This window comes from Micromonospora sp. Mcm103 (assembly GCF_024519755.1).
Taxonomy (GTDB): domain Bacteria; phylum Actinomycetota; class Actinomycetes; order Mycobacteriales; family Micromonosporaceae; genus Micromonospora; species Micromonospora aurantiaca.
This window is the reverse complement of sequence record NZ_JALJRJ010000002.1, coordinates 79,519-106,103: the sequence shown is the minus strand read 5'-3', so window position 1 is coordinate 106,103 and position 26,585 is coordinate 79,519. Positions and strand designations below refer to the sequence as shown.

Sequence of the window (26,585 nt, the reverse complement as noted above, 5' to 3'; positions counted from 1 at the left end):
TCAGCCGACGGTGCACGGGGCGCCGTTGAGCGAGAACGCGGTCGGCGGCGCGTCGCTGGCGCCCCACCGGCCCTGGAAGCCGAAGGTCGCGGATCCGTTCGGCGCGATGACCCGGTTCCAGTCGACGTTGCGGGCGGTCACTGTGGCGCCGGTCTGCCCGACTGTGGCGTTCCAGGCGTTGGTGACCTGCTGGTCGCCGGGGAATCCGAACGTGACGATCCAGCCGTCGACCGGCGCCGTCCCGGTGTTCTGCACCGTCACCGTGGCCACGAAGCCACCGGCCCACTCGGACTGGTTCCGGTAGGTCACCCGGCAGGTCGAGGGCGGCGGTGGCGGCGGAGTGGACGTCGTGGGCACGGTGACCGTGTTGGAGGCGATCGACACGTTGCCGGCGGCGTCCCGGGCCCGCACGTAGTACAGGGTGCGCAACGGCGTCGACGGGGGCAGCGGCCCGGTGTACGTGGTCCCCGGCACGGTGGCGACGAGCGTCGAGGTGAACCAGCCGTCGAACCGGTAGACGTTGTACCCGAGCACGCCGACGTTGTCCGTCGACGGCGCCCAGGACAGCGTGGCGGCGGAGCCGGTGACCTCGCCGACTGTGAGGTTCTGCGGGGCGCTCGGCGGGGTGGTGTCCGGGCCGGTGTCAGTCACCGGGGTGACCACCGTCAGCGTGTCGGTGGCGGCCGAGCGGCGGCCGTCGCCGTCGCGGGCCGACACCCGGAACGAGTACTGCCGGCCCGGCTGGATGTAGTTGGTGATCGTGGCGGTGGTGACGTCGCCGAGGCTGAGGCTGTAGATCACGTCGTCGAACGCCTGGTAGTAGGTGATGTCGTACCCGACGACGGGGCAGCAGCCGCGCGTGGCGGCCGTCCAGGTGAGGGTGACCGAGGTGGTCCGCACCTGGGTGGCGGTCAGGTTCGTGGGCGGGCTCGGCGGGAACGGCGTGGTGCTGGGCGGTTCGGGCGTGCTGGGCGTCGACGTGGGCGGCGAGACGGTCCCGGTCGGGTCCGCGGCGGGCACCGCCACGCCGCCGGGCGCCGGCGCGGCAGCGGGGTACGCGGTGCCGGCGCCGGCCGACGGCACGGCGATCAGTGCGCTGCCGAGCACGGCGGCGGACAGCACGACGGCGGCCGGCAGACCCGGCCGCAGGCGGCGGAACAGCGAGGACGACGAGACGGCAGCCATACGTCGACGATGCCGCCAATACATCGATGATCGCCAACGTATCCCACGCCTCGGTCGGCGCGGCAGCCCGTCGCGGGGCGCAACCTCTGCCTGATTCATCGTTTTGCGCCGCTTATGTCAGCAATCAGCCACAATCGGGACGACAGGGTGAGCCGCTGCGGAACGGCCACCGCACGCACGAGCGGCTGGACGGGAAGCGGCGATGGCCACCTTCGAGTACCGCTGCCCGCAGGACGGCAGCTTCGACGTCGTGATGCCGATCGGCACCGCGGGCCCGTCGACGAGCTGCCCCCGGTGCGGACAGCCGGCGACACGGGTGTTCTCCGCGCCGCGGCTCGCCCGCATGCCGGCGGCGCTGCGCGAGGCCGTGGACCGGACCGAGCGCAGCGCGGAACAGCCGGAGGTGGTCGGGCGGGTGCCCGGCCGTCGCCCGGCGCGCCGCTCGACGAACCCGGCCCACGCCCGCCTGCCCCGATGGTGACCACGAGAAGGGCTCAACGCCGTGCCTGAACTGCTGTTCTCTCTCGACTCCACGAAGAGGTTCACCGACCAGGAGAAGGTCGGGCACAACCGCTGGCATCCCGACGTCCCGCCCGTGGCGACGGTACGGCCCGGACAGTCGTTCCGTGTCCACTGCCGCGAGTGGTTCGACGGCGCGATCCACAACGACGACTCCGCCGAGGACATCCGGGACGCTCCGCTGACCCGGGTGCACGCTCTCAGCGGCCCGTTCGCCGTCGAGGGCGCCGAGCCGGGCGACCTGCTCATGGTCGACATCCTCGACATGGGCCCGATCCCCCAGGAGTCCGGTCCGCTGGCCGGCCAGGGCTGGGGTTACACGGGCATCTTCCCCACCGGCAACGGCGGCGGCTTCCTGACCGAGCAGTTCCCCGACGCCTACAAGGCGGTCTGGGACTTCACCGGCCGCAAGGCCACCTCCCGGCACATCCCCGGCGTCTCGTTCACCGGGATATCCCACCCGGGACTGATGGGCACCGCCCCGTCCGCGTCGCTGCTCGCGACCTGGAACCAGCGGGAGGGGGCATTGATCGCCACCGCGCCCGACCGGGTGCCGCCGCTGGCCCTACCTCCCGAGCCGCAGGACGCGATCCTCGGCAGCCTCACCGGCGCCGACTTCGACCGGGTGGCCGCGGAGGCGGCGCGAACCGCTCCGCCCCGGGAGAACGGCGGGAACCAGGACATCAAGAACTTCACCGTCGGCAGCCGGGTCTTCTACCCGGTGTTCGTACCGGGAGCCAACCTGTCCCTCGGCGACCTGCACTTCTCCCAGGGCGACGGAGAGATCACCTTCTGCGGCGCCATCGAGATGGGCGGCTTCGTCGACCTGCACGTCGACGTGATCAAGAACGGCATGCAGACGTACGGCGTCGCCGAGAACACGATCTTCATCCCGGGCGACACCCCGCCGCAGTTCAGCCAGTGGCTGGCCTTCTCCGGGCTCTCGGTCACCCTCGACGGCGAACAGCGCTACCTCGACTCGCAACTCGCCTACCAGCGCGCCTGCCTGCACGCCATCGACTACCTGACCCGCTTCGGCTACCAGCCGGAACAGGCGTACCTGCTGCTCGGTGCCGCACCGATCGAGGGCCGGCTCTCCGGCGTGGTGGACATCCCCAACTCCTGCGCGACCGTCTACCTGCCCACCGAGATCTTCGACTTCGACATCCGCCCCTCGGCCGCCGGTCCGACCCGGATCGACCCGGGCAAGGGCGCCCCGAAGGCCACCATGCCGTGAGCAGGTGACCCTGAAGGCCGGTGGTCCGGCGACGGGCGACCACGCTACGGTTCGCGGATGACCGTCCTGCCCGGCGCGACGAGGAGAGGGGACACCTCATGCAGAAGTCATCCCTGACCGCACTGGCCCGCGAACAGCTGAAGCTCGCGCACGCCTCCTCCAGCGGCCGCAGCAGCTCCACCGTCTACGGCGGTCACGAGCACAGGCTCCGCCAGACGATGATCGCGCTGACCGCCGGGCAGATGCTCGGCGAGCACGAGAACCCCGGCGAGGCCACCGTCCACGTCCTGCACGGGCGGGTCCGGCTCGGCGCCGGCGAGACGTCCTGGGACGGCGCACCCGGCGATCTGCTGATCGTGCCGGACCGCCGGCACACGTTGGAGGCGCTCGAAGACTCGGCGGTGCTGCTCACCGTCGCCAAGCGCTGACGACCCGGCCCCCGGGGGCATCCGGCGCCCGCCCCGGGCGGCCGGTCGTGGGCAGTGGCGCGAACCGGGCCTAGACAGCCTCCGCCAGGTCCGGACGCGTCCGTTCGCCCCATCGGACGACCGCCGGGGCGGCCAGACCGACCGCGACGAAGACGGCGCCCATCAGCAGCCAGCCCGGTGCGCCCCAGGCGATGCAGAGCAGACCCAGGATGGAGGGGGCGGCGACGTTGGCCAGGCCCGCGCCGAGCCCGGCGACTCCCGTGTACTGCCCCTGCGCGTGTGCGGGCGCGAGGAGGAACTGCAACTCGAGCGAGCCCGCCGTGTGCCACAGCTCGCCTACCGTGTGCGCGGCGACTCCCAGCGTCATCAACGCCACGGCGAGCCATCCGGGCATCGTCGACGTGGCGGCGATCAGGGCCATCCCCAGCAGGAACGCCAACCCGGAGCGACGCATGGCCCGGCCGGCCGCCGGGCCGGTGTCGATCCCCCGGCTCGCCCGGACCTGAAGCGCCGCCACGAGCGCGGTGTTGACGAGCACGGCCACCCCGACGAACCAGCGCGGCGCGTCGGTGCGCGAGATGATCCATACCGGCAGCGCGAAGACGAGCACCTGGCCCTGGATTCCCATGACGGCGTCGAGCACGGTGACCGCCATGAAGGGCTTGTCCTTCAGGGCGATCCAGCGTCCGCTCGTGCGGGGCACCGCGATGGGCGGCAGTGAGGGCAGCCGGGTGATGACGGCGGCACAGGCCACGAAGCAGACGGCGTTGCCGGCGATCAGGGTCAGGTAGGCGGCGCGGGTGTCCAGTTGCACCGCGGCGCCGGCGACGAGGGCTCCGCAGGCTCCGGCGAGGTTGGCGACCGAACGCAGATAGGCGCGGTACCGGGACAGGTTCGTGCCGCCGAAGCCGCGCACCAGCGGGCCGCGAGAGGCCCCGCCGGCTGATTGGGCGAGTTGGTTGAGGCAGACCAGGACGACGAACGGCCAGAACGTGTGGACGAAGACGAGGGCGGCCGTGGTGGCGGCCCGGACGACAAGCGTCAGCAGGTAGATCTCGCGTGGGCCCCGCCGATCGGCGAGATGCCCCGTCGGGATCCCGGCGAGCATCCCGACCAGAGCCGCGATGCCCATCCCCAGGGCCACCTGCGCGAGGGGAAGCCCGACGGAGCGGGTGAAGAAGAGCACGGCGCTGGTCATGAAGACGCCGATTCCCACCATGTTGACGAAGGTCGCGACGGCCAGGACGCGCCGAGGGCCGCGCTCGGGGACGAGTCCCCGAGCCAAGGGCCAGGAACTGCGCGGCGGAGGTGTGGAGTGGGAGGTGACGGCTGCACGCAAAGGGTGAGACCTTCCGTCGAGGGTCGTGGACCGGTGGCGGGGCGCCGCTAGTCGAGGCCGGCCAGTTCCTCGGGCGACAGGCGCAGCGCCCCGGCGGCCAGGTTCTCGACCAGATGGTCGGGGTCGCCCGTACCGGGGATGGCGAGCATGTGCGGCCCGCGGCTGAGGGTCCACGCGATCCGTACCTGCGCCGGCGTCGCGCCGTGGGCCCGGGCGACGGCCGCGACCGCCTCGTTGCCGGACACGCCACCGGCCTCACGTCCGGCGCCGGCGATCGCGAAGAACGGCACGAAGGCGATGCCCTGCTCCCCGCAGGCGCGCACGAACTGGTCGTGCCCGCGTCGGGTGTCGACGCCGTACGGGTTCTGCACGCAGACCACCGGGGCGATCGCCTGTGCCTGCGCGAGGTGCTGCGGGCGGATGTTCGACAGGCCGAGATGCCGGATGAGGCCGGCGTCGCGCAGGTCGGCCAGCGCGCCGAAGTGCTCCGCGACCGACTCCAGCCCGTTCTGGCGCAGGTTGACGACGTCCAGGTGGTCGCGGCCGAGCTGGCGCAGGTTCTCCTCGACCTGTCCGCGTAGCTGGTCGGGCCGGGCGAGCGGCAGCCACTCCCCGGAGGGATCGCGGCCCGGCCCGACCTTCGTGGTGATGACCAGTTCGTCTGCGTACGGCGAGAGCGCGGTGTTGATGATCTCGTTGGCCGATCGCAGCGGGGAGAAGTAGAACGCCGCCGTGTCGATGTGGTTGACCCCGAGCTCGACCGCCCGGCGCAGCACGCCGATGACGCGTTCGCGGTCGCTCGCCGCACCGCCCTTGCCGGTCAGGCGCATCGCGCCGAATCCGATCCGGTTGACGGTCAGGTCGCCGAGCGTCCAGGTGCCTGCGGACGCGGCAGTAATCATGGTGGGCACCGGGCGAAACTAGCCATCCCCGCTGGCCTGCACAGCCGGTCATCTGCCCGATACCGATCCCCGGAGATCACTGTTAACTTATCTACAGTGAACGACGATGCGTTCCCCGTAAGGAACGACGGCACTGACGTCGCCGGGGTCGAGACCCTACGCGCCGCCGAACGGCGCCTTCAACGTGCCCAACTGTCCTCCGACGTCGCGGCGCTGGATCGGTTGATCGACGACCGCCTCGTGTTCAGCGGGCCCGACGGCCGCCTCTACTCCAAGCAGGACGACCTGCACGTGCACCGATCCGGCCGGCAGACGATGACCCGGGTGGCTGAGGCTGCCGTCAGATCGCGGCGAGCGCCCTGGTGATGTTCCACTCGGCGAGGTCCAGCATCCACTTGCGGTCCGGGAAGTCGGTGTCCGCGATCCGTAGTGGCCCTTCGATCAGGGACAGGGTCTGCGCGTACCGGTAGAGCTCCAGCCGGTGGGGATCGAGATCGACCGGACGCAGCGCTGAGTAGGCCTCGTCGAAACGCATCTGCAGCCAGGCATGGTCCCACTCGACGTCGAAATACGTCAGCCCTTCGAAATCGATCATGACGGCCTCACCGGCGGGTGTGACGAGCACGTGATCCGGCCCGAGTTCGCCGTGCACCAGCCCGTACTCCTCGCGCGGGGCGACCGCGCTCCTGAGACGGCTTACGTGGGCGGTGATCCGGTGATGGGCATCGGCCAGCCGGGCGTCGCGGGCCGCTGCCGCGTCGAGGTGGCCGAGCGCGCGGTCGACGATCACGTCCTCGGTCCGCCGCGTCTGGGATGCCTCACCTCGGGCGACGGCCGCGACCTTGCCGTAGTGCGGGCCGAAGGCGGTGTGCATGCGGCGCAGGGCGTCGCCGAGCGCGGACAGCGGCGTGGCGGCGGTGGCCGGATCATCTTCCAGTAACGCCTCGAGCCGGAGCGCGCCGGCGTCCTCGACGAGCGCGATGTCGGCGTCGAGGTGCCGGCCGTCCCGGTCGATCATCATCAGACGCGGTACGCGCACACCCGCCGCCGTGAGCGCCGCGTGGGCGGCGGCGAAGAGATCGGCGCCCGATGCATCCGTGAACGGGTCGTCCGGGACTACCGGTGACGGAGGCCAGTAGTTCTCGGCCGCGGCCCACACGTACAGCATCACGGTCGTCCGGTCGTCCAGCCGGAGCCGGTAGACGCCCTTCTTGGTGCCGCCTGTCAGTCGGTCCAGGACGGCGAGGCGCCGGTCGGAGCCGAACTGGTCCGACACGAGGTCGTGCAGGTCGTCCGGTTGCAGGAAGGTCCGAGTCATGGTCGCCTCTCGTCAGGCCGAGGCAGCCAGGCTGCCAGGCCGGGCAGCGGCACACAACCGAGTTGACGGCCGTCCGGTGCGCCACCGCCCGCCCGCCGATCAGGCGCGGGTGCGCTGCCGCTGCCGCGTCGACACGATCGCGACGACAGCCATGAGGACCGCGACGACCAGGGACGGCAGGGCGTCCGGCCGGCGCAGCAGTTCCCCCGTCAACCCGGCGTTGTCCAGCTGGTGCAGCGTGCCCAGCAGCAGGGTGGGGACGACGGCGATCAGCAGGCGCTGGTCGGCCGTCGCCACCCACAGGAAGGCGCCCACCCCGGCGATCACCAGGGCGGCGGCGACGATCCGCGGACCCGCGTCGACCATGCGGAGGCCACCCGCGGGGATGAGATGCAGGGCGAGAATGCCGGCGGTGACCAGGACGGCGTTGGCCCGGGGCGCCGGCGGCACGTCCGCCGGGCGCCGCAGGCCCAGCACGATCAGCGGCGCGGCGACGACCGGCGCCCACCACTGCGGCAGGCCGTTGAGGAACAGGTACGGCGAGATCAGGCTCGGCACCACCGCCGCGGTCACCGCCAGGACGGCGGCGGTGCGGGTACGGCCCGCGACGAGCGCCACCAGCGCGGCGGTCAGCACGACCTCGTGGACGCCCTGGTAGCGCAGGACGGTCAGCGGGTCCGTGAGCCCGCCGTACTGGAACGCCTCGACGAGGTCGTCCAGGCCGATGAGGACTCCAAGCGCCAGCACCGCCAGGGCGCCGAGGTGGAGGCCCTGCCAGAACAACACGGCGGTGGGACGGGCGGCGGTGCTGCCGCCGTACACCCGCAGGCCGCCCTGGACGAGCGAGGCCGCCTCCCGGGCGCTGGGCCAGCGACGGGTGGTGGGTTCGTCACCGATCAACGTGTCGAGCAGTTCGTCGGCGCGGTCGCGGCGGTAGCCGGCCGGGTAGGCCCGCAGCAGCATGCGGTAACGCTTCTCCAGGACATCGGAAGTCATGCGGGTCTGATCCTCACGGTGGAAGGGTGACGGGCACTTGCCTGCGATGCGACCCGGCCTGGCAGGCGGTCCATGACCACCCGGGCGGCCTGGGCGAGCCGGTCGGCCTCTTCGGTGAGTACGCGACAGCCCTCGTCGGTGAGCCGGTAGTAGCGACGGGCACGCCCGTTGACGATCTCCTCACCGTCGGCGGTGACGAGGCCCTCGCCGAGCAGCCGGTCGATCACCGAGTACAGCGATCCGGCGGCGAGGGTCACCCGCCCGTCGGACAGCTCGGTCACCCGCTTGATCACGGCGTAACCGTGGAGCGGCCCGCCGAGCAGGGCCGCGAGGACGAAGTACGACGGTTCCCGTAGCGCGGAACGCGATGCCGATCCCATGAACCGAATATACATCCTACTTGAGTATCCGTCCAAGGTGACTGTTCACAGTGACCCTTGCCCAAATCATCTTAATGATTAAGGTAATTGGATGAGCACATCGACGGACTTCTCGGTGGCGATTTCCGGAGCCGGCCTCTCCGGCCTCTGTCTCGCCCAGTACCTGACGCGCGCCGGCATCGACGTACACGTCTACGAGCGGGACCCGGGCCCTTTCGTCCGGCGGCAGGGATACCGGATCATCCTCGACCGGTACGGGCTGGCGGCACTGCGTGAGAGCCTGCCCCGGCCCCTGTACCGGCTGGCGCTGGCCACCGGCGACGAGCCCGGCGGGCACCTGCGCTTCACCGACAGGCGGCTGCGGGACGCCGTCACGATCACCTTCAAGGACGACCCGCACGAGACCCGTCAGGTGGACCGGCTGACGCTGCGGTCGATCCTGCAGTCCGGGCTGGACGGACGCATCCACTACGGCAAGGACGCCGTCGCGGTGGACAGCGGCGGCCCGGCCGGGCTGCGGTTGCGGTTCTCCGACGGCGGAGCCGCCGCGGCAACAGTCGTGGTGGGCGCGGACGGCGTCGGCTCGGCGCTGCGCGCGCAGCTCATGCCGGACGCCCACCCGGCGGACACCCCGATGGCCGGCATCTACGGCCGGTCGCCGCTACGGCGTGACGGCGCGAGCGTCATCCCGGACGCGCTGCGTACCAGCGGGGTCCTCGCCATCGCCGACCGGCCGGGCAGCGCCTTCTTCTTCACCTCGATGCGGTTCGGCGAGAGCCCGCGGGAGGCGTTCACGCGCCTGGCTCCGGGCAGCTACGCCCCCACCGGCGACGACTACGTCATGTGGGCACTGCTGCTCCGGCGGGACGAGTTGCCCACCGGCGTCCGCGGGGACCTGCGGGCGCTGTGGCACGTGGCCGCCCGGAAGAGCATCGACTTCCATCCGCTCGTCCGGCGGCTGGTCGACACGGCCGAACTGGACGCCACGGTGCTCAACCTGTTCGCCACCGGCCGGCGCCCGCACCGGTGGACGGTGCCCCGGGCGACGATGATGGGCGACGCCGTACACGTCATGCCGCCGTTCGGCGCTCACGGCGGCAACACCGCGCTGCGCGACGCCGCCCTGCTCGGCCACAAGCTGGTCGAGGCCCGGCGGAACGGCACACCGGTGGAGGAGGCGATCGCGCGATACCAGAACGAGATGGTGCCGTACGCCTTCCACGCCGTCGACAACGCCGCGAGGCTGATGCACCGCCTCACCGGCGGCGCCGCCGCACCGCACTGGGTGCTCACCCGCGTGCTACCTCGGCTGCACCGGGTCACCGTGCCGGAGGCATGATTGCCCGCATGTCCCACGATTCGGCCCGCGCTTCCGCGATCGCCGACCTCATGCGCGCCGGGCGGGAGACGTCGCGACTGTCCATGGTGTTCCGGTACGCCATCGCGGAGCGGCTGGGCCTCGCGGTGAGCGACCTGGAGTGCCTCGACTACCTGGCGGACATCGGCTCCGCTACCGCGGGGCAGATCGCCGAGCGGACCAACCTCACCACCGGTGCGGTCACCAGCATGCTCCGCCGGCTCCAGCAGGCCGGCTACGTGACGACCGAACGCGACCCGGCAGACCGGCGGCGGGTCGTCGTCACCATACGGCCGGAGCGGATCGCCGACCTGGAGCGGCCGTACGAACGTTTCGCCGAGCGGGCGGGACGGCTCGTCGAGGGCTACAGCGCCGAGGAGGTCCGGCTGCTGGTCCGGCACCACGACCGCCTGCAGGCGATGTACCTCGCCGAGTTGGATCACCTCCGCGACGGCGACACCGCGCAACGGTCCGTCTGAGCCGGCGTCTCCCGCCGCTATCCCACGGTCGCCAGGAAGTCCGAGTAGAACAGGCCCAGGCCGGCCGCGACGCAGACGCCGGCCACGATCCAGAAGCGGACCACGATGGTGGACTCGCTCCAGCCCGCCAGTTCGAAGTGGTGGTGCAACGGCACCATCCGGAAGACGCGCCTGCCGGTGGTCCGGTACGAGACGATCTGGATCACCCAGGTCGTGGTGATGATGACGAACAACCCGGCGATCAGGATCGAGAGCAGCGTCGTACGGGTCACCACCGCGAGCCCGCCGATCAGGCCGCCCAGCCCGAGCGCCCCCACGTCACCCATGAAGATCCGCGCCGGGGAGGTGTTCCACCACAGGAAGCCCACGCAGGCACCGGCCGCGGCGGCCGCGATCATGGCGATCTCCAGCGGGTCGCGGACCTGGTAGCAGTACTCGTTCACGCGGGCGTACCCGTCGTCGGCGCACCAGTGCCGGTACTGCCAGAAGCCGATCAGCGAGTACGCGCCGAGCACCAGGATCGACGCGCCGGTGGCGAGGCCGTCGAGGCCGTCGGTGAGGTTCACGCCGTTGGACATCGCCGTGATCACGAAGATGAAGACCATCACCGCGCCGACCTTGCCGACGTCCAGCCAGCTGATGTCGCGGATGAGCGAGATGTGCTCGCTGGCCACGGTCTGGCCGTTGGTGCTGGGCACGTACAGCGCGGCCACGCCGAACCCGCCGCCGACGAGCGCCTGGCCGAGCAGCTTGCCCTTGGCGGACAGCCCGTCGGAGTTGCGCCGGCGCACCTTGAGGATGTCGTCGAAGAAGCCGACCGCGCCGCAGAAGACGAACAGCCCGAGCAGCACCAGGGCCGTCATGGTTGGCCCCTCCTGCGCGATCTGCCGTTCGGGCAGCGTGGTCAGGGCGAGGTGCCCGGCGACGTATGCGAGGACCGTCGCCACGATGAAGACGACGCCGCCCATCGTGGGCGTACCCACCTTGTGCTCGTTGCTGGCGAGCCCGATGGACCGGATCGGCTGACCGGCCTTCAGCGCGGTGAAGACGCGAACCGCCACCGGCGTACCGAACAGGGAGATGACGAACGCGACAGCGGCCGCGACGATGACGGCCCTCACCGGCGTACCTCCACGAGGTCCGGATCTCGTACCGCGTCCCCACCGCTGTTCGCGAAGTCGTCGACCACGACTCGTGAGCTTGCCATCCGGCGGCGGACGGAGCAGCCCCCCGACCGTCACCACGCCGAGGCTGGCGCGTACGCCGTAGCGTCGACGGCATGAGAACGGTGCTGGTGTCGCTCGCGGTGATCGTGGTGGTGGTGCTCGCGCTCGTCGTCTTCGTCGCCCGGCGCGACCGGACGAGGCGCCCGTCGGACGAGGACTCGGCTGCGGTTCACCAGGCCCGCGCCGACCGGCACCGGCACGACGCGCAGCGGCAGGTCGCGTCGGGCCTCGCCGAGCGGCACCGCAACCCGCCGAGCACATAGTCGCGACCCGGCGGTGTGGGCCGGTTTTATCGGTGGCCCCGCGGCGACCCATCGCGCAGGATCACCTGGTGGTCCCACCCGACACGGTTCTCTCCGACCTCCGCGAGGCGTGGCGCCGCACGCTGGCGGACAGCCTTCTCGGCCTGTACCTGCACGGCTCGCTCGTGACCGGCGACTTCGACGTGAACCGCAGCGATCTCGACCTGCTCGCGGTGCTCGCCGGTGACCCGGACGAGAAGCTCCTCGACGTCCTCGCCGACCTGCATTCCGGCCTCGACCGGCGGCACCCGCTGTGGGCCGGCCGGATCGAGGTGGAGTACGTGTCACTGGACGCGGTGCGCGCCGTTCCCGGCCGGGACCACATGATCGCCCGGATCAGTCCCGGGGAGTCGCTGCACCTGCTGCCTGCCACCACTCACCGCGTCGTGACCTGGGTCGCCGTGCGCGACTACGGCCGTACGCTGCTGGGACCGCCGGCCGGCGAGCTGCTGCCCGCCGTCGAACCCGGCCTCGTGCGCGCTGCTCTGCGGGACCACGTGCGCGACTGGCCGGTCTGGGTACTCGAGATGACCCCACCCGGAGCCCAGTCGTACGCGGTGCTCACGCTCTGCCGGGCCTACCAGCGCCTGGGCGACGGGCGGCAACTGTCCAAGCGGCAGGCCGCCGAGCAGACCGCCGCCGCCCTCCCGCGATGGGCGGACCTGATCGTCTGGGCGCGCGACTGGTGGTACGACTCCGGCCAGGACAGCGATCCCGGCCGGTTCGACGAGGTCCGGGCGTTCGTGCACGAGGTCAGCGGCGCCATCCTGGCCGAGGAACCCGACAGGCGATGACAGCTCGCCTACTCCTTCAGGCCGATGTTGTCGATCGGCGGAGCGTTGAGCAGCCGCCGGACGGGCCACACCGTGCTCACCAACGCCAGCAGTGCCGTACCGCCGAGCACCGCCGCCCACCCGAGCGGCGGCACGTACGGGATCGGGCTGCCGGTCAGTCCGTTGACGATCGCGCTCAGCGTCAGCACCGCGATCGCCGCGCCGATCAGCACCGCGGTGCCGAGCAGCCCGGCCTGTTCGGCCCGGACCATCCGGCGAATCTGACGCCGGGTGACCCCGACGAGTTGCAGCAACGCCAGCTCGCGGCGGCGGGCCAGTGCCGCCATCACCATCGTGGTGGCCGCCGCCAGCGCCGCGTACCCGACCATCACGCCGATCAGCAGCCGGTTCAGCCAGGCGCCGAGCGCCAGATCGGTGCCGAGCAGGCGCGTACGGGTCGCGGCGTCGAGGATCTCGGTGCCGGGCCGTGCCGCCGCCCACGTGGCCAGCGCGGTGCCGGCGTCCGGGCCGCCGCGGACCAGCACCTCGTCGACGGTGTTCCCCGCCGTGTGCCCGGCGACCGTCCCGGCGGCCAGTGTGACGTCGCCGAAGCCGAGGCCACGGTCGTAGATCGCGATGACGTCCAACGTGACCGGGGTGCCGTCGCCCAGCCAGAGGTCCGCCTTGTCGCCGACGTCCCAGCCGGACGAGGACGCCTGCATGGTGGACAGGGCGACGGTGCCGGCGCGCAGGTCGGCCAGGGTGCCCTCGCGCACAGCGAGGTCCATCGTCGACGTGAGGCCCGCCGGGTCGACTGATTGCGCGCCGACCGGCTCGATGCCGCCGAGCGCCCGCACCACGACCTGGGTGCGGCGTACCCCGGTGGCTGCCTGCACCCCGTCCAGCTCGCGGATCTCCCGCGCCGCGTCCGCCGGCAGTCCGCCCGGAGCGGTGAGCACCCGCTCGGCGAGGGTTCCCGCGCTGCTCTGCGTGGCGGTCTGCCGTTCCAGGTTGTCCTGCAGGAACCAGACCGAGCCGCCGAACCCGACGGACAGCACGAGGGCGGTCAGGACGGTCGCCATGCCCTGCGCGTTCGCCCGCAGATTGGCTGCGGCCAGGTAGCCGCCGGCCCGCCAGATGCGCGGCAGCACCGGGGTGAGCAGGCGTGCCGCGTACGCGTTGATGTGCGGTGCGAGCAGCGCCACCGCGATGACGAACAGGTAGAGCATGCCGACCGCGCCGGCCAGCGCCCCGGCCGACCCGGCGGCGCCGAGCGTGAACGCCCCCGAGCTGCCGGCCGCCATCAGCGTCAGCACGCCGGCGATCAGCCGTACCGGGCCGCTGCGCCGAGGTTCGACGGCGATCTCACCGAGCGCCTCGATCGGCTTGATGGCGGTGACCCGGCGTGCGGCGATCAGTGCGGCGACCACCGCGACGAGGACCGCCGTACCGATGGCGGCCGGCACCGCGAACAGACCGCCCGCCATCGGGAAGCCGGCCGGCACGAACCCCCGCCCGACCAGTTCGCCGTGCACCCAGCGGGCCGCCAGCAGGCCGGCCGGGCCGCCGATCGCGGAGCCGGCCAGGGCGAGCACCGCGGCCTCGGCGACCAGCATGCGGCGTACCTGCCCCGGTGTGGCGGCGACCGCGCGCAGCAACGCCAGATCACGCCGTCGGTGCCGGACGGACAGCCCGATGGTGCCGGCCACCACGAACACGATCAGCAGGACGACGTACCCGCCGAAGGCCGACCCGGCACTGACCAGCAGACTCCGGGCGGCCAGGTTCGCCGACTGCTCGGCGTTCCCGCGGTCCTTCCCGGCGTACGTCGTGGCGCCGGCCGCCGTCGCGATCTCGCGCACCGCACCGAGGTCGGCGCCGGGCGCCATCCGTACGCCGATCGCGTCCACCCGGCCCGGGTGGGCGGACAGGCGCGCGGCCTGCGCGTCGGTGAAGAACACCTCGGCCGAACCGGTATCGGCGGTCCCGCTCACCCGGTACGACCGGCCGATCCCGCCCACGACCAGCTCGATGCGGTCGCCGGGTGCCACCCCGAGCCGGGTGTCGGCCACCACCTCGCCGTCGTTCTGCGGTGCGGCGCCGGCGGTGAGGGGACGACCGGTGAAGACGTACGTGTCCCAGCCGTGTCCCACGGCGGCGGGTGAGCCGATCAGCACCCGGTCGTCACCGGTGACTGCGGTGACGCCCGGCACCCGGCGGATCCGGTCCACCAGGTCGGCGTCCACAGTGCCGCCCTCGGGCAGCGTCACGGTGCTCGTGGTGGTCTCGCCGTCGAACTCCCGGAACGTGTGGCTGACCGTGCGGTTGGCGACGACCACGTCGGCGCTCGCCCAGAGCCGCGGCTCCGGGCGGAACCGCAGCCCTGATTCGACGAGCGTGCCCATCGCCACCAGGATCAGCACGCCGACGATCAGGGCCAGCAGGGTCGCGGCGGCGGGGCCGGTGCGGTGCCGCAGCAGGCGGGCGGCGAGGCCGGTCATCGGAGGACCCGCCCGTCCAGCGACGCCAGGTGCTCGGCGATCCGGACGGCGCCGAGCTGCGGGAGGTCCGCGACCATCGCACCGTCCGCCAGCACGAGCACCCGATCCGCGTACGACGCGGCGATCGGATCGTGGGTCACCATCACCACCGTCTGCCCGTGTTCGTCCACGACCGCGCGCAACAGCGTCAGCACCTCCGCCGCGGTCCTCGAGTCGAGGGCGCCGGTGGGCTCGTCCGAGAAGATCACCTCGGGGCGGGTGGCAAGCGCCCGGGCGATAGCCACCCGCTGCTGCTGACCGCCGGACAGCGCCGCCGGCCGGTGGTGCAGCCGATCGGCGAGGCCGACCCGCTCGACCACGTGGGTCAGCCAGGCCCGGTCCGGGCGGACGCCGGCCAGGCGCAGGGGCAGCACGATGTTCTCCTCGACGGTGAGCGCGCCGATCAGGTTGAACGCCTGGAAGACGAACCCGATCCGGGTACGCCGCAGCTCGGTCAGGCGCGTCTCGGACAGCCCGGACAGGTCGGTGCCGCCGACGACCACCCGGCCGTCCGTGGGGCGGTCGAGTCCGGCCGCGATCTGCAGCAGCGTGCTCTTGCCGGAGCCCGACGGCCCCATCACCGCGGTGAAGGTGCCCCGGCCGAAGCCGACATCGACGCCCGCGAGCGCGGTCACCTGGTTGCGGCCGGTGCCGTATACGCGGGTGAGTTGTTCGACGCGTACCGCCGGCTCGACGGTCTGTCCCATTCTGGTGGCCTCTCTCCGTGTCATCGGCAGCAACTGCGCGCACCAGAAACGCTATTGACGTGGGAGAACGGCAACCATCCAGCGGGCTGCCCAGTCCGGGTACAGCAGGCACTACCACCACCGCCCTCCGGGCCTGGGCAGCGCCCACTGGCGCATTGCTCCGCACGGCTACGGCGGCCGGGTCGCTACGCTCCTCGGGTGACGAATGGTGCCGGTGTCGCACTGGGTGTCGAGGCCGCTCGGCGGTTGGCACAGCTGAACCTGGTGGACATCCACCCCGGGCTCACGGACGCCGAGTTCGCCGGCATCGAGCGACGGTTCGGCTTCGAGTTCGCCGACGATCACCGCGCCTTCCTCGCGGCCGGGCTGCCAGTCCGGACACCTGGCCGCGACGACCACCCCGACAGAGCGAGTTGGGGTTGGCCGAACTGGCGCCGGCTCGACCGCACCGATCTGCGGGAGCAGGTCGACTGGCCGCTCACCACCGCTCTCGACCACATTCGGCAGGGCGAGTGGCCGCCCGGCTGGGGCAATCGCCCGCGCGACCTCGTCCGGCGCATGGCCGAGGCGGAGCGCCTCATCGCGGACGTTCCCCGGATGATTCCCGTGTACGCCCACCGCTACCTGCCGGCCGGCACCGGCTCCTTCGGGCATCCCGTGCTGTCCATCCACCGGCTGACCGACACCATCGTGTACGGCCACGACCTCGCCCACTACATCGACCAGGAGTTCCGGCAGCCCGAGGTGACCGCGCCCCTCTGGCGTGACTACGTGTGAGACGCGAAGGCCGGCACCTGTCAGCTCCTCACGTCGGCCGCACCTCAGCGGGCCGGCGCCGGAAGGTGGAGGCGGCCGTCGTGGACCTCGGCGATCTGGTCGACGGCGGTGAGGTGCGTGCGGTCGTGGGTGACCAGGACGGTGGCGGTGCTCTGCTGGTGGGTGAGGCGGGTGATCAGGTCGATGACGGCGGCGCCGCGTTCGTGGTCGAGGGCGCTGGTGGGTTCGTCGACGAGCAGGACGGTGGGGTCGTTCATCAGGGCGCGGGCGATGTTGACGCGCTGGCGCTGGCCGCCGGAGAGCTGGTGCGGCCGGCGGTCGGCCTGGCCGGCGAGGCCGACCGCGTCGAGGAGTTCCACGGCGCGGCAACGGGCTCCGGCCGGCGGGCGGCCGTCGATCTGGGCCATGACCTGGAGCTGCTCGGCAGCGGTGAGGGAGGGCAGCAGGTTGGGCTGCTGGAAGACGATGCCGATCTTGTGGCGGCGCAGGTCGGCGAGTTCGCTCCGCATCAATCCGGTGGTGGGGGTGCCGTCGATGGTGACGGTGCCGGAGTCGGGCGTGATGAGTGTCGCGGCGACCGCGAGGAGGCTCGACTTGCCGGAGCCGGAGGGACCGATCACGGCGGTCAGGCTGCCCTTGGGTACGTCCAGGCTGACGCGGTCGAGGGCGGTCAGGCGGCCCTCGCCGTCGGGGTAGGTGAGGGTGATGTCGAACAGGTTCAGGCTCATCGGGCGCTCCCCAGGGCGGTCAGCGGGTCGACGGAGGTGATGCGGCGGATGGCCAGAGCGGCTCCGAGGGCGCCGAGGACGACGATCACGGCCGCGGGAAGGAGGACGGTCACCGGGGTGAGGAGGAACGGCACCGTGGACCCGGCGACGAGGGCGCCGAGGGCGGCGGCGATGCCGGTGCCGAGCAGGGTGCCGCCGGTGAGCAGCACGACGGCCTGTCCGAGGGCGTCCTTGAGAAGGTTGGCGGTGGGGGCGCCGAGCGCCTTGAGCACTGCGACGTCGCCGCTGCGCTGGATGGTCCAGACGGTGAAGAAGGCCCCGATGACGAGGGCGGAGATGGCGAACAGGAAGCCGCGCATCAGCTGCAGGGAGCCGTTCTCGGAGGTGTAGGAGCCGATCGCGGACAGCGAGTCGGCCACGGAGACCGTCCTGGTGCCCGCCTGCCGGTCGGTGGCTCCCGGATCGGCGTCGGAGGTGGTGGTCAGGGCGACGACGGTGGCCGTCTGGCTGCCGTCACCGGTGCCGGTGGGAGGCGCGCTCTTCTGCCACACGCCCAGGCTGATCCACACCACGGGGGTGTGGCTGAAGGAGGCGTCGCCGCGTACGGCCGCCACCGTGAGTCGCTGCCCGGCCAGGGAGACGGGGTCGCCGGCCTGCACCCCGAGGTCGTCGGCGGCCTTGGTGGACAGCACCGCCGAGCGGTCGTCGATCCGGCCGCTGTCGGGGGCCAGGCGGGAGCCGGGCTGGACGCCGAAGGCGGAGACCCCGGCGCTCCTGTTCCCGGCGGTGGCCCTGGTCGTGGTGATGCCCAGCGGTTCGGCGCCGGTGACGCCGGGGGCCTCGGCCCACTGCCGCCACTGCTTCTCGGTGACCGTGGAGTTGGAGTACGACACGTCCTGGCCCTCGCCGGGCGTCTGGAAGGCGATCCTGTCGACGGGCAGGTCGGTGATGGCGGAGATGTTCTGCCGGCCCAGTCCGGCCGTCAGCCCGGACAGCAGCCCGACCAGCAGGGTGATCAGCACGATGACGGTCCCCATCAGGGCGAAGCGTCCCTTGGCGAACTTCAGGTCTCTCCAGGCGACGAACACGGCAGTGGCCTGTCCTTTCGGCGGTGGAAGCGGTACGACTCCACCATCGCGGCCGGCGCCCGTGTGCGCGTCTGGCGTAGGGCGGCACTTCGCGGGCCGAAGGACGGCGCCCGGGTTCTAACTTTCGATAGAGGCCCTCGGGGCGCCGGCGTCGGTAACGTGGGACGCACTGTGAGCACCGCTGCCCCTGCCCTGACCCCGACCACCCGAGCCCTGGCCTGGTGCCTGCACCTGCTGATCGTCGGCCTGCTCGTCCTGGCCGCGGGCCGGGCGGTGGCCGACGACCGGCCGCACGCCGGGTCGATCGTGGCCGTGGCGGTGGCGTGCGGTCTGGCGTACGCCATCGGGCCGCTCCTTCCCCGCATCCGGCGTTCGCGGCGGGCCGCCGCCTGGTGGCTGGCCGCCGTCGGGGCCGTGTGGCTGGTGTTGCTGGGCCTGTCCCCCGACGCGATCTGGGTGGCGTTCCCGCTGTACTTCCTCCAGCTCCACCTGTTGCCGCGCCGCGCCGGCCTGGCCGCCGTGATCGTCACCGCCGTGGCGGCCGTCGCCGGGTTCGGCGCCCACACCGGCTCCTTCACCCCGGCCACGGTGATCGGTCCCGCGCTCGGTGCCGCCGTCGCCGTCGGGGTGGTGTGGGGATACCAGGCCCTGTATCGGGAGAGCGAGCAGCGCAGGCAGCTGATCGAGGAACTCACCGCCACCCGGGCCGACCTGGCCCGGGCCGAGCACACCGCCGGCGTACTCGCCGAGCGCGAGCGTCTGGCCCGCGAGATCCACGACACCCTCGCCCAGGGCCTGTCGAGCATCCAGCTGCTGCTGCGCGCCGCCGAGCGCGCCCTGCCCGGCCGGCCCGGTGCCGCCTCCGGTCACGTCGACGCGGCCCGTCAGGTCGCCGTGGACAACCTCGCCGAGGCCCGCCGCTTCGTCGCCGCGCTCACCCCGCCAACCCTGGAAGGCACCACCCTGGCCGGGGCCCTGGAACGCCTGTGCACCACCACCAGCGCCCGCCACCGCCTCACCGCCCGCTTCCACCTCGTCGGCGACCCCGTATCGCTGCCGACCGCCCACGAGGTGGCGCTCCTGCGCATCGCCCAGTCCACAGTCGCGAACACGGTCCGCCACGCCCAGGCCACCACCGCCGAGGTCACGCTCAGTCATCTCGGCGACCGCATCGTCCTTCACGTCGTCGACGACGGGCGCGGCTTCGACCCGGACCACCTGCCCGCCCCCGACGTCGACGGCGGCGGCTTCGGCCTGGCGGCCATGCGCGCCCGCATGGCCGCCCTCGGCGGCACCCTGGCCGTCGCATCCGCGCCCGGCCACGGCACCGCCGTGACCGCCGAGCTTCCCCTCACCCCGCCCACCAGGACCGAGCCCGAGGGCCGCCCGTGACCGACGACGTTCCCATCCGCCTCCTCCTGGCCGACGACCACCCGGTCGTACGGGCCGGACTGCGCGCCGTGCTGGAAACCGAACCCGGCCTGGTCGTCGTAGCCGAAGCCGCCACCGCCGAGGAGGCCGTCACCCGCGCCGCCGCAGGCGACATCGACGTCGTGCTGATGGACCTGCAGTTCGGCAAGGGCATGGGCGGCGCCGAAGCCACCGCCCGGATCACCGCCCGCCCGGAGGCGCCGCGTGTGCTGATCGTCACCACGTACGACTCCGACGCCGACACCCTGCCCGCCATCGAGGCCGGCGCCACCGGCTACCTCCTCAAGGACGCCCCACCCGAGGACCTGGCCGCCGCCGTCCGCACCGCCGCCGCCGGGCGCACCACGCTGGCGCCCACCGTCGCGAACCGGCTGATGAACCGCCTGCGTACGCCGGGCACCACCCTGACCCGGCGCGAGACCGAGGTACTCGCCCTGGTCGCCGACGGTCTGTCGAACCACAGCATCGGCACCCGGCTCCACCTGACCGAGGGCACCGTCAAGTCCCACCTGGCCCGCATCTACGCCAAGCTCGGTGTCGAGTCGCGTACCGCCGCCGTCGCCACCGCCACCGAACTCGGCCTCATCCGCCGCTGACCCCGGGCAGGTGCGGGTCGTCACGGTGCGTCGGCCACGCCGGCTGCCGGCTCAGCGATTGAGCAGGTCACGGCCGGGGTAGTGGGCCTCCTCGCGGAAGATCGATCGGCGGCCGGTCCCGGTCCGCCCGGCGAGAGGGGGACGACCGGTGCGGACCTGGGTACGCGACGCCGCCGGGCGGTTGCGCAGCGACGGGATGACAGTGGTCGAGCTGACCGCCGCCGCTGTGGTCGCCTGGATCGTGGCGGCGCTGGTGATCCGTCACCCGGACCCGTTCTTCGCACCGACCGCCGCGCTCGTCGTGCTCGGCGAGTCCCGCGGGCGACGGCTGCGGCAGACCGTCGAGATCCTGCTCGCCGTGGCAGCCGCCGTGCTCGTCGCCGAGCTGCTGGTGTACGCGCTGGGCCCGGGCACCGAGACGGTCCTGCTGGTGCTGCTGCTGACCACCACGACGCTCGTGGTGATCGGGGCCCGACGTGCCCTGGTCGTGCAGGCCAGCGTCTCGGCCATGTACCTGGTCGTGGTCTCCGCGCCGAACGGGACGCTGATGCCGTTCCGCTTCGTCGACGCGCTCATCGGCGGCGCCGTGGCGCTCGCCGCCAGCCAGCTGATGGCCGCCCGCGACCCGCTGGCACCGCTGGTGGCCCAGGCCCGGCGCAGCTACACCGACCTGGCCGACCTGCTCGACCAGGTCAACGCGGCACTGAAGGGCTGCGACGAGGACGCCGCCCGCGCCGCGCTGGACCGGGCGCGGCAGGTGGACGACTGCGTCGCCGAGATGCAGGCCGCGGTGCTCGCCACCGGCGAGACGCTGCGGCTGGGACTGCGCCGCCGGCACCTGGGCAAGCTCGCCGAGGTGGAGGCCACTCTGCGGCAGCTCGACTACGCCGCCCGCAACATCCGCGTGCTGGCCCGGGCCGGCGTGACCCTGACCCGCCGGCACACCGCCACGCCGCCGGAGCTGGCCGCCGCGATCGGCGCGCTGACCTCCGCCGTACGGTCGGCTGGTGAGGCCATGGCCCACGACCTCACCGGCGCCGACGCCGACCGGCACGCGCAGCGGGCCGACGCGGCGGCGCTGGAGGCGGTCCGGATCGCCGCGGGCCTGCTGCGGACCGATCCGCCGCTGCCGGTCACCATGATCGTCGGCCAGATCCGGGCGACCGCGATCGACCTGCTGCGCGGGGTCGGCCACGACGACGTGACGGTGCTGGACCGGGTCGACGAGGCGCTCGGCCTGACCCGGGGGTGACGAGCATGCCGCCGGCTCGGTCAGCGATGGTGGATCGGGGTGTCCAGTTCCGTCAGCCGGCGGCCGGACCCTCCCGCGGCCAGCGCGACGAACTCGGCGGCGATCGCCACGGCGGTCTCCTCCGGCGTCCGCGCCCCCAGGTCGAGTCCGATCGGTGAGGAGAGCCGGGCGAGGGCGGCCTCGTCCACACCCGTCTCGCGCAGGCGGCGCAGCCGGTCGGCGTGGGTACGGCGGCTGCCCATCGCGCCGATGTAGCGGGCCGGGGTGCGCAGGGCGACCTGGAGCAGCGGGACGTCGAACTTCGGGTCGTGGGTGAGGACGCAGAGCACCGTCCGCTCGTCGACGGCTGTCGACTCCAGGTACGTGTGCGGCCACTGGACGACGAGGTCGTCGGCATCGGGGAAGCGCTTGCGGGTGGCGAACACGGGACGGGCGTCGCACACCGTGACGTGATAGCCGAGGAAGCGGCCGATCCGGGCCACCGCGACGGCGAAGTCGATCGCGCCGAAGACGATCATCCGTGGTGGCGGCAGGTACGACTGGACGAACACGGACACCTCGTCGTGCCGCTGCTGCCCGCGCGTACCCAGCTGGATGGTTCCGGTGGTGCCGAGGGCGAGCATGCCCTCGGCCTGCCGCGCCACCGCGCGGTCCAGGTCGGCGTCGCCGAGCGTGCCGGCCACCCGGTCCGGCCAGACCACCATCTGGGCCGTCCCGGCCGACGCCGTCGCCACCGGCGCACCCGCGCGGATCGCGGCGAGCACCGCGTCCGGCTCGGTCAGCACGACGTCCGGCTGGACCAGGACCTCGATGGTGCCGCCGCAGGTCAGGCCCACCTCGAAGGCGTCGTCGTCGCCGACACCGTACGTCTCGGTACGTGCCTGGCCGGTGCGTATGGCCTCCTGGCAGAGCTCGTACACCGCGCCCTCGACGCAACCTCCCGAGATGCTGCCGACGACCTCACCGTCGGCGCCCACCGCCATGGCCGCGCCCGGCGGCCTGGGCGCCGACTTCCAGGTCCGCACGACTGTCGCTACGGCGAACCGGACGTCTGCGGCACGCCACGCGGTCAAGCCGTCGACGATGTCTCGCATTGCCGCACGATCCGTGAGCAGCAGCGGACCGTCAACGCCGACCTAAGGACTTGCTTAGGTCGGCGTTGACTTCCGCGGGCACCGGCACCACATTGACGACTTCCGGAGGTGCGATATGCAGGTGCCGGCCCCGTTCGAGTACGAACGAGCCACCAGTGTGGACCACGCCATCAGCCTGATGGAACGGCTGGGCAGCACGTCCCGGCTGATCGCCGGCGGGCACAGCCTGCTGCCGATGATGAAGCTGCGGCTGGCCACTTTCGACTATCTCATCGACATCAACGATCTCCACGACGAGCTCGGCTACATCGAGGCGGGCCCGGACGAGCTGCGCATCGGTGCGCTGACCCGGCATCGGGAACTGCTCGAGTCCGCCACCCTGACGGCGGCCTTCCCGATCTTCGCCGACGCCGAACGGGTGATCGCCGACCCGGTGGTGCGCAACCGGGGCACACTGGGCGGCTCCCTGTGCCAGGCGGACCCGTCGGAGGACCTGTCCGCGGTCTGCACCGCCCTGGACGCGAGCTGCGTGATCCGCGGGCCGGGCGGCGCCGAGCGGGTGGTGTCCATGGAGGAGTTCCACGTCGGGCCGTACGAGACGGCCGTCGGCGACGGGGAGATCCTGGTCGAGGTCCGGCTGCCGGTGCGGCCGGGCTGCGGCAGCGCGTACGAGAAGGTGGAACGCCGGGCCGGAGACTGGGCGGTGGTCTCGGCCGGCGCCGCGGTCTGGCTCGACGGCGACGTGATCTCCGACGCTCGGGTCGGGCTGGCCGCCGTGGGCCCGAACACCACCGGTATCCCGGAGATCTCCGCGGCGCTGCGCGGGCAGACACCCAGCGAGAGCCTCTTCGAGCAGGCCGGTGCGATCGCCGCGCGCAGCTGCGATCCGGCCACCGACCAGCGGGGCAGCGCGGACTACAAGCGGCACCTGGCCGACGAGCTGACCAGACGGACCCTGCGCCGGGCCGTGGAACGGGCGAGGAGCTGAGCATGCAGGTCACCATGACCGTCAACGACGTCGAGGTCACCCGGGAGATCGAGGGTCGCCTGCTGCTTGTGCACTTCCTGCGCGACGTGCTGGGCCTGACCGGAACGCACTCGGGCTGCGACACCAGCAACTGCGGCACCTGCGTCGTCTGGCTCGACGGCGAACCGGTGAAGTCGTGCACCGTGCTGGCCGCGATGGCCGGCGGCCACCAGGTGCGTACCGTCGAGGGCCTGGCGAAGGGTGCCGAGCTCGACCCGGTCCAGCAAGGTTTCATGCAGTGCCACGGCCTGCAGTGCGGCTTCTGCACGCCCGGGATGATGATGACTGCTCGCGCGCTGCTGAACCGCAACCCGGACCCGACCGAGGCGGAGATCCGCGAGGCGATCTCCGGTCAGATCTGCCGCTGTACGGGCTACGCCACCATCGTGCGATCGGTGCGCTGGGCCGCCGTACACGAGGCGAACGCGGCCGCCGCGGTCACCGAGACCACCGAATCACGCGAAGCCGGCGAGATCGACAACGCCGGCCGGCCCGCCGGGAGCGTCGTATGACGACTGTGCACGAGCGCGTGGACACGTTCCACGACAACGACCAGAAGCCGGTGGGCTACGGCCGCATGCTGCGGAAGGAGGATCCGCGGTTCGTCCGCGGCCGGGGCCGGTTCGTCGACGACGTCCGGCTGCCCGGCATGCTGCACCTGGCCATCCTCCGCTCGCCGGTGGCCCACGCGCGGATCCTGAGCATCGACACGAGCGCCGCCGAGGCATCCCCCGGCGTCAAGGCGGTGGTGACCGGGGCGATGCTGGCCGAGCAGGGTCTGGCCTGGATGCCGACGCTCTCCAACGACGTGCAGGCCGTGCTCGCCACTGACAAGGTGCGCTTCCAGGGCCAGGAGGTGGCGTTCGTCGTCGCCGAGGACGGGTACGCGGCGCGGGACGCGCTGGAGCTGATCGACGTCGAGTACGACGTCCTCGATCCGGTCGTCGACGCCCGCCGCGCGCTCGAGCCGGACGCCCCGGTGATCCGCGACGACCTCGAAGGCAAGACCGACAACCACTGCTTCGACTGGGAGACAGGCGACGAGGCGGCCACCGCGGCGGTGTTCGCCCGGGCGGACGTCGTGGTGAGCCAGGACCTGGTCTATCCCCGGGTGCACCCGGCGCCGATGGAGACCTGCGGGGCGCTCGCCGACTTCGACGCCGTCGAGGGCAAGCTGCGCCTCTGGTCCACCACGCAGGCGCCGCACGCGCATCGCACCCTCTACGCCCTGGTGGCGGGCATCCCCGAGCACAAGATCCAGGTGATCTCGCCGGACATCGGCGGTGGCTTCGGCAACAAGGTGCCGATCTATCCGGGATACGTCTGCGCGATCGTCGCGTCGATCGTCACCGGGAAGCCGGTGAAGTGGATGGAGGACCGCTTCGAGAACCTGATCAGCACCGGATTCGCCCGCGACTACATCATGCGTGGTGAGATCGCGGCGACCCGCGACGGCCGGATCCTGGCCATCCGCACCAACGTCCTCGCCGACCACGGCGCCTTCAACGGCACCGCCGCGCCGGTGAAGTACCCGGCCGGCTTCTTCGGGGTCTTCACCGGCAGCTACGACATCGAGGCCGCGTACTGCAAGATGACGGCGGTCTTCACGAACAAGGCGCCGGGCGGCGTGGCGTACGCCTGTTCGTTCCGCATCACCGAGGCCGTCTACCTCGTCGAGCGGATCGTCGACTGCCTCGCCGACGAGCTGGGCATGGACCCGGCCGAGCTGCGGCTGAAGAACTTCATCCGGCCGGAGCAGTTCCCCTACACGACGAAGACCGGCTGGGTGTACGACTCCGGCGACTACGAGCCGACCATGCGCCTGGCGATGGAGATGGCCGGCTACGCCGACCTGCGGCGGGAGCAGCAGGAGAAGCGGGCCCGGGGCGAGCTGATGGGCATCGGCATCGCGTTCTTCACCGAGGCCGTCGGCGCCGGCCCGCGCAAGAACATGGACATCCTCGGCCTGGGCATGGCGGACGGCTGCGAGTTGCGCGTGCACCCGACCGGCAAGGCAGTGGTCCGGCTCAGCGTGCAGTCCCAGGGCCAGGGGCACGAGACGACGTTCGCGCAGATCGTCGCCGAGGAGATCGGCATCCCGCCGGACGACATCGACGTGGTCCATGGCGACACCGACAACACGCCGTTCGGTCTCGGCACGTACGGCAGCCGGTCGACACCCGTCTCCGGCGCTGCGGCGGCCCTGGTCGCCCGCAAGGTGCGCGACAAGGCCCGGATCATCGCCTCCGGCATGCTGGAGGTCTCGGTCGCCGACCTGGAGTGGGACAAGGGTTCCTTCCGGGTCAAGGGCGACCCGGGAAAGAGCGTGACGATCCAGGACATCGCGATGCGGGCCCACGGTGCCGGCGACCTGCCCGACGGCATCGAGGGCGGGTTGGAGGCGCAGATCTGCTACAACCCGTCGAACCTGACGTATCCGCACGGGGCGTACATCTGCGTGGTGGACATCGACCCCGGTACCGCGCAGGTCAAGGTGCGGCGGTTCATCGCCGTCGACGACTGCGGCACCCGGATCAACCCGATGATCATCGAGGGGCAGGTGCACGGCGGGCTGGCCGACGGGGTCGGCATGGCTCTCATGGAGATGATCGCGTTCGACGAGGACGGCAACTGCCTCGGCGCGTCGCTCATGGACTACCTGCTGCCGACCGCGCTGGAGGTGCCCGACTGGGAGACCGGCTTCACCGTCACCCCGTCCCCGCACCACCCGATCGGCGCGAAGGGCGTGGGCGAGTCGGCCACCGTCGGGTCGCCGCCGGCGATCGTCAACGCGATCGTCGACGCCCTCGAACCCTTCGGCGTACGGCATGCCGACATGCCGTTGACGCCGTCGCGCGTCTGGGACGCGATGCGCGGCAACGCCCGCCCGCCGGTCTAGGGGAG

27 protein-coding genes are annotated in these 26,585 nt (G+C 72.1%); 15 read left to right on the top strand and 12 right to left on the bottom strand.

Annotation, left to right across the window (positions count from 1 at the left end; all coding sequences use genetic code 11):
• The gene (locus OC439_RS03070; RefSeq protein ID WP_262012087.1) at positions 1-1,185 is read right to left on the bottom strand and encodes a cellulose binding domain-containing protein; all 1,185 of its coding nucleotides are present in this window, start codon (positions 1,183-1,185) and stop codon (positions 1-3) included.
• 202 nt (positions 1,186-1,387) lie between these two features.
• Here OC439_RS03070 and OC439_RS03065 point away from each other — a divergent pair, with 202 nt between their 5' ends.
• The 3 genes from OC439_RS03065 to OC439_RS03055 all read left to right on the top strand — a co-directional run bounded on the left by OC439_RS03065 (position 1,388) and on the right by OC439_RS03055 (position 3,369).
• Positions 1,388-1,666, top strand: coding sequence for an FmdB family zinc ribbon protein (locus tag OC439_RS03065; protein WP_262012086.1), 279 nt, complete (start codon positions 1,388-1,390; stop codon positions 1,664-1,666).
• 21 nt (positions 1,667-1,687) lie between these two features.
• Entirely contained in the window at positions 1,688-2,941 is a 1,254-nt protein-coding gene (gene fmdA, locus OC439_RS03060) for a formamidase (RefSeq protein WP_262012085.1), read from the top strand.
• A gap of 98 nt (positions 2,942-3,039) precedes the next feature.
• The gene (locus OC439_RS03055) at positions 3,040-3,369 is read left to right on the top strand and encodes a cupin domain-containing protein (protein WP_262012084.1); all 330 of its coding nucleotides are present in this window, start codon (positions 3,040-3,042) and stop codon (positions 3,367-3,369) included.
• Positions 3,370-3,439: 70 nt separating this feature from the next.
• Here OC439_RS03055 and OC439_RS03050 read toward each other — a convergent pair whose 3' ends face one another.
• The gene (locus tag OC439_RS03050; RefSeq protein ID WP_262012403.1) at positions 3,440-4,654 is read right to left on the bottom strand and encodes an MFS transporter; all 1,215 of its coding nucleotides are present in this window, start codon (positions 4,652-4,654) and stop codon (positions 3,440-3,442) included.
• A gap of 101 nt (positions 4,655-4,755) precedes the next feature.
• Entirely contained in the window at positions 4,756-5,610 is an 855-nt protein-coding gene (locus OC439_RS03045; protein ID WP_262012402.1) for an oxidoreductase, read from the bottom strand.
• Positions 5,611-5,706: 96 nt separating this feature from the next.
• On the opposite strand from OC439_RS03045, the gene OC439_RS03040 reads away from it, so the two are divergent.
• Positions 5,707-5,976, top strand: a complete 270-nt coding sequence (locus OC439_RS03040) for a nuclear transport factor 2 family protein (protein WP_262012083.1) — start codon at positions 5,707-5,709, stop codon at positions 5,974-5,976.
• Here OC439_RS03040 and OC439_RS03035 read toward each other — a convergent pair.
• The 3 genes from OC439_RS03035 to OC439_RS03025 all read right to left on the bottom strand — a co-directional run bounded on the left by OC439_RS03035 (position 5,951) and on the right by OC439_RS03025 (position 8,304).
• Complete coding sequence (locus OC439_RS03035) at positions 5,951-6,928, bottom strand: phosphotransferase family protein (protein WP_262012082.1); 978 nt, start codon at positions 6,926-6,928, stop codon at positions 5,951-5,953. The genes OC439_RS03040 and OC439_RS03035 overlap by 26 nt on opposite strands.
• Positions 6,929-7,027: 99 nt before the next feature.
• On the bottom strand, positions 7,028-7,924 hold the full coding sequence (locus tag OC439_RS03030; protein ID WP_262012081.1) for a hypothetical protein: 897 nt from the start codon (positions 7,922-7,924) through the stop codon (positions 7,028-7,030).
• Positions 7,921-8,304: a PadR family transcriptional regulator gene (locus OC439_RS03025; protein ID WP_262012080.1), complete on the bottom strand. Its 384-nt coding sequence runs from the start codon at positions 8,302-8,304 to the stop codon at positions 7,921-7,923. Before OC439_RS03025 ends, OC439_RS03030 begins: the two co-directional genes overlap by 4 nt.
• A 91-nt stretch (positions 8,305-8,395) precedes the next feature.
• On the opposite strand from OC439_RS03025, the gene OC439_RS03020 reads away from it, so the two are divergent.
• Both OC439_RS03020 and OC439_RS03015 read left to right on the top strand, forming a co-directional pair.
• Complete coding sequence (locus OC439_RS03020) at positions 8,396-9,643, top strand: FAD-dependent oxidoreductase (RefSeq protein ID WP_262012079.1); 1,248 nt, start codon at positions 8,396-8,398, stop codon at positions 9,641-9,643.
• A gap of 8 nt (positions 9,644-9,651) precedes the next feature.
• Positions 9,652-10,140 carry a MarR family transcriptional regulator gene (locus OC439_RS03015; RefSeq protein WP_262012078.1) on the top strand — a complete coding sequence of 163 codons (489 nt, stop codon included), beginning with the start codon at positions 9,652-9,654 and terminating at the stop codon, positions 10,138-10,140.
• Positions 10,141-10,157: 17 nt separating this feature from the next.
• On the opposite strand, the gene mraY is transcribed toward OC439_RS03015, so the two are convergent.
• The gene (gene mraY / locus OC439_RS03010) at positions 10,158-11,261 is read right to left on the bottom strand and encodes a phospho-N-acetylmuramoyl-pentapeptide-transferase (RefSeq protein ID WP_262012077.1); all 1,104 of its coding nucleotides are present in this window, start codon (positions 11,259-11,261) and stop codon (positions 10,158-10,160) included.
• Positions 11,262-11,419: 158 nt separating this feature from the next.
• Between mraY and OC439_RS03005 the strand changes: the two genes are divergently transcribed.
• The gene (locus tag OC439_RS03005) at positions 11,420-11,629 is read left to right on the top strand and encodes a hypothetical protein (protein ID WP_262012076.1); all 210 of its coding nucleotides are present in this window, start codon (positions 11,420-11,422) and stop codon (positions 11,627-11,629) included.
• A 68-nt stretch (positions 11,630-11,697) separates the two neighbouring features.
• The gene (locus tag OC439_RS03000; protein WP_262012075.1) at positions 11,698-12,462 is read left to right on the top strand and encodes an aminoglycoside adenylyltransferase domain-containing protein; all 765 of its coding nucleotides are present in this window, start codon (positions 11,698-11,700) and stop codon (positions 12,460-12,462) included.
• Between the two features lie 8 nt (positions 12,463-12,470).
• Here the strand turns inward: OC439_RS03000 and OC439_RS02995 are convergent, their stop codons facing one another.
• A complete protein-coding gene (locus OC439_RS02995) occupies positions 12,471-14,942 on the bottom strand; it encodes an ABC transporter permease (RefSeq protein WP_262012074.1) in 2,472 nt (823 codons plus the stop codon).
• Entirely contained in the window at positions 14,939-15,688 is a 750-nt protein-coding gene (locus tag OC439_RS02990; RefSeq protein ID WP_262012073.1) for an ABC transporter ATP-binding protein, read from the bottom strand. Before OC439_RS02990 ends, OC439_RS02995 begins: the two co-directional genes overlap by 4 nt.
• 198 nt (positions 15,689-15,886) lie before the next feature.
• Between OC439_RS02990 and OC439_RS02985 the strand changes: the two genes are divergently transcribed.
• Entirely contained in the window at positions 15,887-16,465 is a 579-nt protein-coding gene (locus OC439_RS02985) for a hypothetical protein (RefSeq protein WP_262012072.1), read from the top strand.
• Positions 16,466-16,509: 44 nt separating this feature from the next.
• Here OC439_RS02985 and OC439_RS02980 read toward each other — a convergent pair whose 3' ends face one another.
• Together OC439_RS02980 and OC439_RS02975 are read right to left on the bottom strand one after the other, a co-directional pair.
• Positions 16,510-17,193, bottom strand: a complete 684-nt coding sequence (locus tag OC439_RS02980) for an ABC transporter ATP-binding protein (RefSeq protein WP_262012071.1) — start codon at positions 17,191-17,193, stop codon at positions 16,510-16,512.
• Positions 17,190-18,281: an ABC transporter permease gene (locus tag OC439_RS02975; RefSeq protein WP_262012070.1), complete on the bottom strand. Its 1,092-nt coding sequence runs from the start codon at positions 18,279-18,281 to the stop codon at positions 17,190-17,192. Before OC439_RS02975 ends, OC439_RS02980 begins: the two co-directional genes overlap by 4 nt.
• Positions 18,282-18,452: 171 nt before the next feature.
• On the opposite strand from OC439_RS02975, the gene OC439_RS02970 reads away from it, so the two are divergent.
• The 3 genes from OC439_RS02970 (at position 18,453) to OC439_RS02960 (ending at position 21,560) form a co-directional block, all read left to right on the top strand.
• A complete protein-coding gene (locus OC439_RS02970; protein WP_262012069.1) occupies positions 18,453-19,673 on the top strand; it encodes a sensor histidine kinase in 1,221 nt (406 codons plus the stop codon).
• Complete coding sequence (locus tag OC439_RS02965; protein WP_262012068.1) at positions 19,670-20,308, top strand: response regulator; 639 nt, start codon at positions 19,670-19,672, stop codon at positions 20,306-20,308. The genes OC439_RS02970 and OC439_RS02965 overlap by 4 nt, the downstream gene beginning before the upstream one ends.
• 148 nt (positions 20,309-20,456) lie before the next feature.
• A complete protein-coding gene (locus tag OC439_RS02960; RefSeq protein ID WP_262012067.1) occupies positions 20,457-21,560 on the top strand; it encodes an FUSC family protein in 1,104 nt (367 codons plus the stop codon).
• Between the two features lie 20 nt (positions 21,561-21,580).
• Here the strand turns inward: OC439_RS02960 and OC439_RS02955 are convergent, their stop codons facing one another.
• The gene (locus tag OC439_RS02955) at positions 21,581-22,654 is read right to left on the bottom strand and encodes an XdhC family protein (RefSeq protein WP_262012066.1); all 1,074 of its coding nucleotides are present in this window, start codon (positions 22,652-22,654) and stop codon (positions 21,581-21,583) included.
• 115 nt (positions 22,655-22,769) lie between these two features.
• Between OC439_RS02955 and OC439_RS02950 the strand changes: the two genes are divergently transcribed.
• From OC439_RS02950 to OC439_RS02940, 3 genes are read left to right on the top strand one after another with little or no spacing between them, the layout of a single operon-like run.
• On the top strand, positions 22,770-23,642 hold the full coding sequence (locus OC439_RS02950) for an FAD binding domain-containing protein (RefSeq protein ID WP_262012065.1): 873 nt from the start codon (positions 22,770-22,772) through the stop codon (positions 23,640-23,642).
• A 2-nt stretch (positions 23,643-23,644) separates the two neighbouring features.
• Positions 23,645-24,193, top strand: a complete 549-nt coding sequence (locus tag OC439_RS02945; RefSeq protein ID WP_262012064.1) for a (2Fe-2S)-binding protein — start codon at positions 23,645-23,647, stop codon at positions 24,191-24,193.
• Entirely contained in the window at positions 24,190-26,580 is a 2,391-nt protein-coding gene (locus OC439_RS02940; protein ID WP_262012063.1) for an aerobic carbon-monoxide dehydrogenase large subunit, read from the top strand. The genes OC439_RS02945 and OC439_RS02940 overlap by 4 nt, the downstream gene beginning before the upstream one ends.
• Positions 26,581-26,585: the final 5 nt, after the last annotated feature.